The following is an 11,937-nucleotide window of genomic DNA, read 5'->3' on the forward strand; positions in this document are numbered from 1 at the left end:
CCGCCCCGTTTCAGCCCGTCCGGCGTTTGAGGACGAGCGCGTTCAGCGCGACAGCGGGGGTCTGGGGGCGGCAGCCCCCAGGAACAAGGGACGGGTAGGGGCGGAGGGGGCGAAAAACCCTCGCGCCGACGAACGCCGCGGTGTCAGCGCCGGCGCGTGAGTGCCGCGCGGCGGACGGGCATCGCCGACCGCCGCCGCAGCGGCTCCGCCCAGGACGCGGCCCCCACCACCGCCGCCACGACCAGGATCGCCGCCCACCGGTCGTGGGCGCCGTCCCAGCGCGGGTCGTTCACCGGCACGACGAGCGCCCACCGGTACGGGACCAGCAGGGCGGCGGACAGCCCGCCGCAGAGCAGCCCGGCCGACACGGCGATCCCGGGCTCGGCCGCGTCCGTGCACCGCACCCCCACGGCCGCGCCGGCCAGGGCGAGTGCGGCGACGGTGGCGGCCTCCAGGGTCAGCGCGCCCACCGGCGGCCGGGCATTCTCCGGTACGAGGAGCAGCGCGGCGGTCCACCAGAGCGCGGCGAGCGGGACGGCGAACGCCACCCGCAGGCCGGTACGCACCGGGCGCCGGATCGGCACCGCCGCGGTGGTGTGCCGGGCGGGGTCGTCGAGCAGGAAGGCCAGGCCCAGGCCGAAGGCGAGCGCGGCGGCCCGCAGGAGAGTGAGGCCGGGCCAGGAGTCGCGGGAGACCGACAGCAGCCATGGGGCCGCGGTGATCAGCAGTCCCAGGGCGGCTCCAGCCGCGAGGGCCCGGCGGGGCAGGGAGCGCAACACGGGGTGGAGAAGGGCGCGGATCACGGCGTACGTACGCCTCCTGGGCGATTCACCGGTGCAGGGCACCTTGGCCGGTGCACGGGTCTCGGCCGCCCTGGACCGCGCGCCCTCGCCGGGAGCGGCTACCCCTGGCACGACTCGTCCTCCGCCACGTCGGCCGTTCCCTTGGGCGCGGCCGGCACTCCCAGCAGCTCGGCCACCCGTGCCGTGGACGTCTCCGCAGACGTGAGTTCCGTCCAGTGGGACTTCACCTTGGGGATGACGCTGTAGCGGGGCTTCTGTAGCAACTCCCTTACGATCCGGGTCTGTTCGGCGGTCAGATAGACCGCGTTGATGGGTGCGATGGAGAGCCCGGAGCCCGTGACGCTGTCGTCGAGCCGGACGTTGCGGAACGCGGTCATCGGGTCGGACTCGCCGCCCAGTGCCAGCCACATGACGGTGACCGCTCGGGCGTCGCACCATTCGATGGTGGCCGCCTCACTGCCCGCCACCAGGACCGAGGCGACTCCGACGGCGAACTCGGGGACCCGGTTGCCGCCCCACCGCGTGCCGACGGTCACCGTGCCCGGTGTGGTGGACGCTTCGAACGTGGCGCTGCCGGTCAGGCCGTAACGGGCGTCGACCCGCTGCCGTACGGTCAGCCGTTCGCCTCCGGCGGCGCCCCCCGCGAGGGACTGGACGCGGTCGACGACCGGGGCCCAGTCGAGAGCGGCGCGGGCATCCCACTCGGGGAAGGCGCAGTACGTCGACCTGCCGTACTCATGGCACGTCTGGACCTTCTCCGGGCTGACGGACGCCTCTGTGCGGGCCGCGATCAGGGCGGCCGAGTCACCTGGGGACTGCCCGGCGACACCCGCGACCGTGGCGGCGAGGGCGACGCCGGTGGCCGCCTGCACGATCCGGGTACGACCGCCGCTGACCAGTACCGCGGCGCCGACCAGCACCCCGACGAGCCCCACCAGATACAGCGCGTGCCAGGCGGCCGGGCGGCCGATGAGCTCGGACGGAAACGGATCGGCGCCCGTCTCGGTGACGACCGGCGACAGCCACTGCTGCCAGTGCGGGCTGCCCGCGCTGGAGAGCAGCAGAGGGGGCAGGATGACGACACCGACGACGAAGAGCGGGGCGGCGAACGCGGACCGGAACAGCCGCGCGAGCAGCACGCCGAGGACGCCGGAAAGAAGCACCGCCAGCGGTCCCACGGCCAGTTCGGCGAGCGAGGGGTGGCCGACGGCGCCCAGCTTGTGCCCGGCCCAGATGATCTGGAAGGCGACGACCCCCGCGGTGATCGCCGCGTACGGCACTACGGACAGCGCGTGCGCCACCGTACGCCGCCACGGTTCCATGACCAGGACGTCGAAGTGCCGGTCGGTGCCGCGCCGGTGGGAGCGCAGGACGGTCCGGTTGACGACGATGAGCAGCGCCAAGCCGAGGAGCTGCGGGGCGGACTGGGTCGCCCGGTCGACGTCCTGGAGGACCGGGAACTCGTCCATGCCCTCACGGCCGTTGAACAGCTCCCAGCCGGTGAAGCCGAGGTAGAGCATGAGGAAGGCGAACACCGGTATGTGCAGGAAGAGTTGGCGTGCCTCGAAGCGGGCGAGGGCGATGACGGCGGCGGCTCTGTGCTGCTTGGTGTCCGAAGTCGGCCCCACCCCCGTGGGAGCCGCCTCCTTGACCAGTCCGGTCGTGCTGCTCATGCGGCTACCCCCGCGGTCTCGTCGCTCTGGCCCGTATCGCCCGTATCGCCTGTATCGCCGTCCATCGTCAGCAGGTAGCCGTCCTCCAGGGTCGGTTCAAGGAGTTCGGCGCCCTCGGGCGGGTCTCCGACGTTGCGGAAGGAGCCGGTGCCCGTACGCCATCCGGCGCGCGCGGCCGGCTCGCGTTGCGTGCTGCTCCACACCCGGCCCGCCGCACGCGCGGTCAGTGCGGCCGGGGTGCCCTCGAAGCGGACGCGCCCGCGGGCCATGACGATCACGCGGTGGCAGAGCATCGCGACGTCCTCGGTCTGGTGGGTGGACAGGAGAACCGTCCGCCCTTCTCCAGCCTGGGCGATCAACTCACGGAAGCGCATGCGCTGTTCGGGGTCGAGTCCGACGGTCGGCTCGTCGAGGACGAGGAAACCGGGGTCACCGACGAGCGCGGCGGCCAGCGCGACCCGCTGGCGCATACCGCCGGACAGCTTCTTGATGCGCTTGCTCCGTACGTCGGACAGGTCGACGGCGTCGAGCACGCGGCGCACCTCCCGGTGCCGGGCGGTGCGGTCGGTCAGTTCCTTGAGGATCGCCACGTAGTCGACGAACTCGAAGGACGAGAAGTCCTCGTGGAACCCCGGGGTCTGCGGCAGGTACCCCAGCTCGCGCCGCAGATCCAGGCGCCCGGCCGCGGTACCCGGGTCGTGCCCGAGCACTGTGAAGGCCCCCTTGTCGGCGGGCACGGCGGTGGCGAGCACCCTCAACAGGGTGGTCTTTCCGGCCCCGTTGGGCCCGAGGAGGCCGGTGACCCCCTCGCCGAGGCGCAGGGAGACGTCGTCGAGGGCGAAGGTCTTGCCGTAGCGGAGGGTCAGTCCGGAGGCGGAGACGGTGGGCGTCATGCGTACGGCGCTCCTGTCGGAGAGGCGGGCGGAGAAGTGATGTGCGGAGGGGGCGGTCACGTCGCGCCCCCGCCGGTGAAGTCCGTGCAGGCGCCGGTCATACGGCGCCCCCGCCGGAGAAGGGCGCCTGCGCGGGCGCCGAGTCGAACCGGTCCCGTACGAGATAGAGCAGCGCGACCGCGAGTGCGGCGACCGCCCCGGCAACCCCCTGCCCCGCCGCCGTGAACGGCGCGAGCGTGGCGTGCTCGGCGCTCGTCGCCTGGGCCACGAGCAGCAGCGCGACCCACGCGCCGCCGACCAGCGAGGGCGCGAGGACAGGGCCGAGGCGGGGCGTCAGTGCGAGCCCGGCGCCGGTGAGGGCGAGCGCGGGCAGCAGCCAGGCCAGCGCGCGCAGCCCGTAGGAGGGCAGCGCCAGGGTGGCGAGCCCGTTCAGACCGAGGCCGACGGTGAGCACGGCGACCGTACGGATCAGCAGCAGCCGGAACCCGTGCGTCGGCGAGACGACGGCCATCTCGTACGTCGGGTCCAGCGTGGGCCCGTACGACAGGGCGACCCCGGCGAGCGGGAGCAGCGGTGCGAGGGCCAGGAACAGCTTGGGGGTGGCCCCGGCCTCCACCGCGTAGGTGGCCGCCACGGTCATCAGGAGCACGGCGGTGACCGCAAGCAGCCAGGAGCGGCGCAGTACGGGCGTGGCCGCCAGCAGCCGTGCCGTGTGGTCGGCGACGCCGAACCGCACGAGCAGGGACTCGGTCAACCCCGGGCGTGGCGCGTCCAGTTCGGCGTCCAGCCGCTCCCAGCCCGCGTCCAGCGCGACCGGATCGCTCACGGAGGCAAGCGTCTCGCGGCACTGCGCGCAGGAGGCCAGGTGGGTGTCGGCGGACCAGAGCCGGGGAGGGGGCAACTCGCCTTGCGTGTAGGCCCGGAGGTCCTCCTCCGGCACATGCCAGGTGATTTCGCTACGGCTCATGCCAGTGCCTCCCGCAACTGCTTGCGCGCACGCAGTGCCCGCGTCTTGACCGTGCCCGGCGGAATGCCGAGCAGGACGGCCGCTTCCCGGGTGGTGAGCCCGTCGATCACGGTGGCCTGGAGCACCGCGCGCAGTTCGGGCGAGAGCCGGGTCAGGGCGCCCGCGAGGTCGCCGTGCTCGACGCCGGCCAGGACGCGTTCCTCGGCGGAGACCTCGTCCCGGTGCCGAAGGCGGGCCAGCGCCTGCCGCATCCGCCCGCGCGCGCCGTCGCCGCGCAGGGTGTCGATGAGCCGCCGCGAGCCGATGCGCCACAGCCAGCCCGCGGCGTCTCCGGAGGAACCCTCCTCGCGGTAGCGGGCGGTGCCGCGCCACACGGCTAGGAACGTCTCCTGCACGACGTCGTCGACGACCCCGGCGTCGGCGCACCGGCCGCGCAGCCGCGCGGTCAGCCACGGCGCGTACCGCCGGTACAGCTCCTCGAAGGCGCGCCGGTCACCGTCCGCCGCGATGGCCCGCAGCAGCTCCCCGTCGCTTTTCGTTTCCCTCACGCCCCCTCATCGCACGAGCCCCGCTGATCGGTTCACGTCCACCGAAGAAATCTCATTCTTGACAACGATCACTCTCATGGAACACCCTTTCACTACTCAAATAGTGAAAGGTGGTCGCCGCAGTGGTGGAGTACCGCATCGACCGGCGCAGCGGTGTCGCCACGTACGTCCAGATCGTCCAGCAGACCAAGCAGGCCCTGCGCCTGGGCCTCCTTGAGCCGGGCGACAAGCTCCCCACGGCCCGCGAGGTCGTGGAGGCCACCGCGATCAATCCGAACACCGTCCTGAAGGCCTACCGCGAGCTGGAGCGCGAGGGCCTGGTCGAAGCCAGACGCGGCGTCGGCACCTTCGTCACACGCTCGCTGGGCAGCGCCCCGGCCGACTCGCCCCTCAGCGCCGAACTGGACGCGTGGGCAGCCCGCGCCCGCGAGGCCGGACTCCAGCGCGACGACGTGGCAGCGCTCTTCACCGCCGTACTCGATGAACAGTTCACCAAGGGAGACCAGGAATGACGGACACCGCCTTGGAGGCGGCCGGACTCGGCAAGCGGTTCGGACGGCGCGGCGGCTGGGCACTGCGCGAGTGCACGTTCCGGCTCCCGGCCGGACGCGTCTGCGCGGTCGTCGGACCGAACGGCGCGGGCAAGTCGACCCTGCTGGCCCACGCGGCCGGACTGCTCGCCCCCACCGAGGGCTCCCTGACCGTGCTCGGCACCCACCCGGCCGCCGCCCGCGAACGCATCGCGTACGTCGCGCAGGCCAAGCCGCTCTACCCACAGCTCACCGTCGGCGACACACTCCGCCTGGGCCACGAACTCAACCCGGCCCGCTGGGACGCCTCGGTCGCCGAGCGGATCGTGGCGAAGGGCGACCTCGACCCGAGGAGCCGGATCCGCTCCCTCTCCGGCGGCCAGCGCACCCGCGTGGCGCTCGCCCTCGCGCTCGGCAAGCGGCCCGAACTCCTGCTCCTGGACGAGCCGATGGCCGACCTGGACCCGCTCGCCCGCCATGAACTGATGGGCACGCTGATGGCCGAGGCCGCCGAACACGGCACCACGGTCGTGATGTCCTCGCACGTCGTCGCCGACCTGGAGGGCTCCTGCGACCACCTGCTCCTGATAGGCGGCGGCCGGGTACGCCTGGCGGGCGACCTGGACGACCTGCTGGCCGCGCACGCCCTTCTCACCGGCCCCGCGCGCTCCCGGGAGACCGGCGCCGCCCAGGACCTCGCCCCGCACACCGTCGTCGAGTCCCGCACCACCGGACGCCAGCTCACCGCGCTCGTACGCACGAACGGCCCCCTCTCCGACGGCTGGCAGAGCACCCGGCCGTCCCTGGAGGAGCTGGTCCTCGCGCATCTGCGCAGCCCCGGAGCGCCCGCGCTGTCCCTCGACGCCACCCCCACCGCCGCTCAGGAGCCCGTCGCATGAGCGCCCTCATCCCCTTCACCACGACACGGGTGATGCTGCGGCTGCACCGGCCCGCCCTTTACGTCTGGGCCGGTGTACTCCTCGTCGTCGGAGCCCTGCTGCTGTGGCTCTACGGCCCGCTCACGGACGCGGCGGCCTCGGCATGGCGGCAGTGGAACGGCTGCGGCATGAACGCCTGCGTCTACGACCAGGACGCGATCCTCACCTACAAGTCGCTCGCGCAGTACATGAGCATCGCGGTGAACCTCGTCCCGTTCCTGGTCGCCGCCTGGGCCGGTGCCTCGCTGATCGGCCGGGAAATGGAGAGCGGCACCGCGCAGCTCGCCTGGACCCAGTCGATCTCCCCGGCCCGCTGGCTGACCGCCAAGCTCGCCGTCCCGGCCGTGCTCGTCACCGCCGGCACGAGCGTGCTGGTGCTGCTGCACAACCTGGTGTGGTCCAAGGGTCACGGAAAGATCGACACCGCCAAGCCCTGGACCGACGACCTCACCTTCCACGCCAACGGTCCGAGCACGGTCGCCTTCGCCCTGTTCGGGCTGGTCGCCGGCGCCCTCGCCGGGCTGGCGCTGCGCCGCTCGCTGGCCGCGCTCGCCCTGGCCCTGGTGTGGATGGTGGGCGTCCGCGCCGCCGTCTCCCTGGCGCTGCCCCACCTGTGGCCGTCGGTGACGACCGTCACCGACCTCACCGGCTACGGCCCCAAGAGCCTTGGCCTCACCCTCGATGAAGGTCTTCTCACCTCCACCGGCGCCCGTATCGCCAACCCGGGCTGCGGCAGCAGCCGGTACAGCGCGTGCCGCGACGTGTACGAGCACCTCGACGCCGTCAGTTACTACACCGACTCCCACCCCTTCTCCCACTACTGGCCCCTCCAGCTCACCGCGACCGCCCTCGTCCTCGCCCTGACCGCACTCGCGGCCCTGGTCGCGTTCCGCCTGCTGAAGCGCCACACAGGCGCCACCTCCGCCACCCTCCCGATCCGCGACACCACCAAGGAGGGCGCATGACCGCGGCCACCGCCACACGTCCCCTCACCCCGCGCCCCTCCCCGCTCACCCCGCGCGGCACGGTCTGGACCGCGCTGCGGCTGCACGGCGCCGCGCTGTGGATCTGGGTGGCACTGGTCGCGGTGACCGCGATGGGCCTGCTGTGGGCCTGCGGCCTCGGCGCGGACGCCGTACGGGAGGAGGCGCATCGGCTGGCGGCCTCGTGCGCCATGGACTCGTTCTGCGGGGACACACCCGACGGCGCGACGTCCCTCTACGAAGCGGTCGCCCAGCTCGCCGCCTATGCCATCGTCTACCTGCCCTACCTCGTCGCCGCCTGGGCGGGCGCCGCCCTCGTCGCCCGCGAGCTGGAGAGCGGCACGGCCGCCCTCGCCTGGACGCAGTCCGTCACGCCCGCGCGCTGGCTGGCGGCGCAGCTCGCGGTCCCGGCCGCGCTGATCACCGCCGGCACGACCGTGCTGGTGCTGCTGCACCGCCTGATGTGGACCGACGGCCACCGGGACATCCTCTACCAGGACTGGTACGAGACGGACGCCTACCGCTCCAACGGCACGGTCGCCGTCGCCGCCGCTCTGTGCGCCGTCGCCGTGGGCGCCCTGGTGGGCATGCTGGTCCGCCGTACGCTGCCGGCGCTCGGCCTGGCCGTCGTCGTCACCGTGGCCGTGCAGACCCTAGGTGACGTCTACCGGGACAGCCTGTGGCCCGTGGTGACCGTCACCGGAGCGGCCGCCCTCAACATCCCGGACAGCGCGGCGCTGGTGAGGGAAGGCGTGATCCTCACCTCCGGAGAGCGGGTCGGCATCAATGCGGCCTGCGTCGAGAGGACGGGCGCCGACCTCAAGAACTGCATGAGCGAGCACGGCATCTCCGACTTCTGGGCCACCTACCACCCCTCCTCCCACTTCTGGCCCCTCCAGCTCACCGAAACCGCCCTCCTCCTCACCCTCACCGCTCTCGCCGTCTTCCTGGCCTTCCGGGTCCTGAAGCGGCGTACCGCCTGAGAAGCGGCGTACAGGCCGACAAGCCCCGAATGGGCGTGTCTCCCGGCCCCGCGAACTTCCGGGAGACGCCCCTCCATATCCCGCACGTCATGTCCCCGTAACCATCGATTCAGACGACCTTGCGACGCTCGACCAATGAACCCCGCCGTGCCAGAGCCTCCGCCTTCCGAGGAGAGCGAGCCCCTGCCGTCGACGGTGAAAGAGCCCGGGCCGGCCAAGCGGAACGGGAACATCCGCCTCGCCGCGCTGCCTCTCGCCCTCTCCGACGCGCCGGTAGTGCCCCCGGCGCGGAAGAATGGGTCCATGAACCAGCCAAGCGCCCAGGCCCCGGTCCAGCACGCACAGCCGTCCGTCGGCTCGATAGCCGCGCACCGCCCGCACACCGTGGCGGCGAACGTCTCCGACCTGGAACCCGACCTCGACGCCGACCTCGATGAGTACGAGGACATGGTCGAGGACGGCGTCCAGCTGCCGCAGGGCCGGTTCCTGGACCGCGAGCGCAGCTGGCTGGCGTTCAACGAACGGGTGCTGGAACTCGCCGAGGACCCGAACACACCCCTCCTGGAGCGCGCCAACTTCCTGGCGATCTTCGCCAGCAACCTGGACGAGTTCTTCATGGTCCGGGTGGCAGGGCTGAAGCGCCGTATCGCAACCGGTGTGGCCACCAAGTCCGCCTCGGGCCTCCAGCCCCGCGAGGTCCTGGAGATGATCTGGGCCCGCTCGCGCGAGCTCATGGCCCGGCACGCGGCCTGCTACCAGGAGGACGTGGCCCCCGCACTCGCGGAGGAGGGCGTCCACCTGGTCCGCTGGAGCGAGCTGACGGAGAAGGAGCAGGCCCGCCTGTTCACCCTGTTCCGGCATCAGATCTTCCCGGTCCTCACCCCGCTCGCGGTCGACCCCGCGCACCCCTTCCCGTACATCTCGGGTCTGTCCCTGAACCTGGCCGTCGTCGTACGGAACCCGGTCAGCGGCCACCGCCACTTCGCGCGCGTCAAGGTCCCGCCGCTGCTCTCCCGCTTCCTGGAGGCCGCCCCGAGCCGCTACGTCCCCATCGAGGACGTCATCGCGGCCCACCTCGAGGAACTCTTCCCGGGCATGGAGGTGTTGGAGCACCACACGTTCCGCCTCACCCGGAACGAGGACCTGGAGGTCGAGGAGGACGACGCCGAGAACCTGCTCCAGGCCCTGGAGAAGGAGCTCATGCGGCGCCGCTTCGGGCCGCCGGTGCGCCTGGAGGTCGAGGAGTCCATCGACCGGTACGTACTGGACCTGCTGGTGCGGGAGTTGAAGATCTCCGAGGCCGAGGTGTACCCGCTGCCGGGTCCGCTCGACCTCACCGGCCTCTTCGGCATCGGCGGCCTGGACCGGCCCGAGCTGAAGTACCCGAAGTTCATCGCGGGCACCCACCGCGACCTCGCCGAGGTCGAGTCGGCGTCCGCGCCCGACATCTTCGCGGCGCTCCGGGAACGGGACGTACTGCTCCACCACCCGTACGACTCCTTCTCCACCTCCGTCCAGGCCTTCCTGGAGCAGGCGGCGAGCGACCCGGACGTGCTGGCCATCAAGCAGACCCTGTACCGGACCTCGGGCGACTCGCCGATCGTCGACGCGCTGATAGACGCCGCCGAGTCCGGCAAGCAGGTCCTCGTCCTGGTCGAGATCAAGGCCCGCTTCGACGAGCAGGCCAACATCAAGTGGGCCAGGAAGCTCGAAGAGGCCGGCTGCCATGTCGTGTACGGGCTCGTCGGCCTGAAGACCCACTGCAAGCTGTCGCTGGTGGTACGCCAGGAGGGCGACACCCTCCGCCGCTACTGCCATGTGGGCACGGGCAACTACCACCCCAAGACCGCCCGCCTGTACGAGGACCTGGGGCTGCTCACCGCCGATCCGCAGGTCGGCGCCGACCTCTCCGACCTCTTCAACCGGCTCTCCGGCTACTCGCGCCGCGAGACCTACCGCCGGCTGCTCGTCGCCCCCAAGTCGCTGCGCGACGGCCTGATCTCGCGGATCAACAAGGAAGTCCAGCATCACGAGGCCGGACGCCCCGCGTTCGTCCGTATCAAGGTCAACTCGATGGTGGACGAGGCGATCATCGACGCGCTGTACCGCGCCTCGCAGGCCGGGGTACCGGTCGACATCTGGGTACGCGGTATCTGCGCGGTCCGGCCCGGCGTCACGGGCCTGTCCGAAAACATACGGGTGCGCTCGATCCTCGGCCGCTTCCTGGAACACTCCCGGGTCTTCGCCTTCGGCAACGGCGGCGAACCCGAGATCTGGCTCGGCAGCGCCGACATGATGCACCGCAACCTCGACCGTCGCATCGAGGCCCTGGTGAGGATCACCGACCCGGCCCACCGGGCAGCCCTCAACCGGCTGTTCGAGACCGGGATGTCCGACACCACCGCTTCCTGGCACCTGGGCCCGGACGGCGAATGGACCCGGCACGCGACCGATGCCGAGGGCCAGCCCCTGCGGAACGTCCAGGAGATGCTCATTGACGCCCGGAGGCGCCGGCGTGGCACAGCAACACCTTGACCCCACCGACCCCACGGCCCAGGCCGTGCCCGTATCGGGGGACGCCCTCGCGGGCTATCTGCGGGCCCAGGCAACGGAGTTCCTCCGTTCGCTGCGCCTGCACCGGGAGACCGGCGGTGGTGGGGGTACCCCCGCGCGAGCGAGTTCGAGCGTGGGGGAGAACGGCTCGGACAGGTCCGTCGACGCGGCGCGCGCCCTGCGCCGCTCGGCCCGCCGGATCAGCGGCTCGCTGCACACCTACCGGCCGCTGCTCGACCCGGACTGGTCGGAGGGCATGCGCCCCGAACTGGCCTGGCTTTCGGGCACCCTGGCCCGCGAGCACGCCTACTCGGCCCGTCTGGAGCGGCTGCTCGGCGCACTGAACCGGCTGTCCGGCTCCGGCTCCGGTTTCCCCGCGCAGGCCGCCGGACCTGGGGCGAGCGCGGCCCCCAAGGGCAATCTCACCATCGGCGCGGCGAAAGCGGGCGCCCTGCTCGACCGCCAGCTGACCCTGGCCCGCACCCGCGCCCACTCGGCCGCCCTCCAGGCGCTGGGCTCCTCCCGTTTCCACGCCGTCGCGGACAGCGTCGCCGTCCTCGCCAGCGAGGTCCCGCTGACCCCGGCGGCGGCCACCGCCGACCTGCGCCCGCCGGCCGCCGCCGCGGAGGGCCGGCTGCTCGACGCCGTCGCCGCGCTGCCGCTGCTCACCGCGGGTCACCCGTACAACGCGGAGGCCCTCGTGCACGGCCTCTCCGCCGACACCGCGCCCCAGCCGCAGGACGCCCCCTGGCACCAGGTCCGCCTGCTGCTGCGCCTGCACCGCTACGCCCGCGAGGTCCTGTACGGCGAGGAGTGCCCCGTCGACGTACGCCTGCTCGGCGCCGGCCAGGCCCTGAACCAGCACCGGGACGCGGCGGAGGCCGCCTCGGCCGCGGCGTCCGCGGCCCGCACCCCGCGTATCGCCCCGGCGACGGCGTACGCCCTCGGCGTGCTCCACGCCGACCAGCGGCACGAGGTGGAGGCGGCGCGGTTCGCGTTCCAGCAGAGCTGGCAGAAGGAAGCGGTACCGACCCTGTAGGGGACCCACTCCATAGGGGACCCACCC

The 11,937-nt window shown here is 72.5% G+C and carries 11 protein-coding genes; 6 read left to right on the top strand and 5 right to left on the bottom strand.

Annotation, left to right across the window (positions count from 1 at the left end):
- Nucleotides 1-143: 143 nt before the first annotated feature.
- The 5 genes from AB0N66_RS38545 to AB0N66_RS38565 form a co-directional block, all read right to left on the bottom strand.
- The gene (locus AB0N66_RS38545) at nt 144-914 is read right to left on the bottom strand and encodes an ABC transporter (protein WP_365444229.1); all 771 of its coding nucleotides are present in this window, start codon (nt 912-914) and stop codon (nt 144-146) included.
- On the bottom strand, nt 902-2,476 hold the full coding sequence (locus tag AB0N66_RS38550) for an ABC transporter permease (protein ID WP_365444232.1): 1,575 nt from the start codon (nt 2,474-2,476) through the stop codon (nt 902-904). The genes AB0N66_RS38545 and AB0N66_RS38550 overlap by 13 nt, the downstream gene beginning before the upstream one ends.
- Entirely contained in the window at nt 2,473-3,369 is an 897-nt protein-coding gene (locus AB0N66_RS38555) for an ABC transporter ATP-binding protein (RefSeq protein WP_365444381.1), read from the bottom strand. Before AB0N66_RS38555 ends, AB0N66_RS38550 begins: the two co-directional genes overlap by 4 nt.
- A gap of 97 nt (nt 3,370-3,466) precedes the next feature.
- Nucleotides 3,467-4,336, bottom strand: a complete 870-nt coding sequence (locus AB0N66_RS38560; RefSeq protein ID WP_365444235.1) for a zf-HC2 domain-containing protein — start codon at nt 4,334-4,336, stop codon at nt 3,467-3,469.
- Entirely contained in the window at nt 4,333-4,884 is a 552-nt protein-coding gene (locus tag AB0N66_RS38565; protein ID WP_365444238.1) for an RNA polymerase sigma factor, read from the bottom strand. The genes AB0N66_RS38560 and AB0N66_RS38565 overlap by 4 nt, the downstream gene beginning before the upstream one ends.
- 122 nt (nt 4,885-5,006) lie before the next feature.
- On the opposite strand from AB0N66_RS38565, the gene AB0N66_RS38570 reads away from it, so the two are divergent.
- The 6 genes from AB0N66_RS38570 (at nt 5,007) to AB0N66_RS38595 (ending at nt 11,910) form a co-directional block, all read left to right on the top strand.
- Nucleotides 5,007-5,396 carry a GntR family transcriptional regulator gene (locus tag AB0N66_RS38570; RefSeq protein ID WP_365444384.1) on the top strand — a complete coding sequence of 130 codons (390 nt, stop codon included), beginning with the start codon at nt 5,007-5,009 and terminating at the stop codon, nt 5,394-5,396.
- The gene (locus tag AB0N66_RS38575) at nt 5,393-6,313 is read left to right on the top strand and encodes an ABC transporter ATP-binding protein (RefSeq protein ID WP_365444241.1); all 921 of its coding nucleotides are present in this window, start codon (nt 5,393-5,395) and stop codon (nt 6,311-6,313) included. Before AB0N66_RS38570 ends, AB0N66_RS38575 begins: the two co-directional genes overlap by 4 nt.
- Nucleotides 6,310-7,317, top strand: a complete 1,008-nt coding sequence (locus AB0N66_RS38580; RefSeq protein WP_365444244.1) for an ABC transporter permease — start codon at nt 6,310-6,312, stop codon at nt 7,315-7,317. Before AB0N66_RS38575 ends, AB0N66_RS38580 begins: the two co-directional genes overlap by 4 nt.
- Complete coding sequence (locus AB0N66_RS38585; RefSeq protein WP_365444247.1) at nt 7,314-8,318, top strand: hypothetical protein; 1,005 nt, start codon at nt 7,314-7,316, stop codon at nt 8,316-8,318. The genes AB0N66_RS38580 and AB0N66_RS38585 overlap by 4 nt, the downstream gene beginning before the upstream one ends.
- A 303-nt stretch (nt 8,319-8,621) precedes the next feature.
- Nucleotides 8,622-10,853: an RNA degradosome polyphosphate kinase gene (locus tag AB0N66_RS38590; protein ID WP_365444250.1), complete on the top strand. Its 2,232-nt coding sequence runs from the start codon at nt 8,622-8,624 to the stop codon at nt 10,851-10,853.
- Nucleotides 10,834-11,910, top strand: coding sequence for a CHAD domain-containing protein (locus AB0N66_RS38595; RefSeq protein WP_365444253.1), 1,077 nt, complete (start codon nt 10,834-10,836; stop codon nt 11,908-11,910). Before AB0N66_RS38590 ends, AB0N66_RS38595 begins: the two co-directional genes overlap by 20 nt.
- Nucleotides 11,911-11,937 lie beyond the last annotated feature (27 nt).

This window comes from Streptomyces sp. NPDC093544, from assembly GCF_040683495.1.
Lineage (GTDB): Bacteria > Actinomycetota > Actinomycetes > Streptomycetales > Streptomycetaceae > Streptomyces.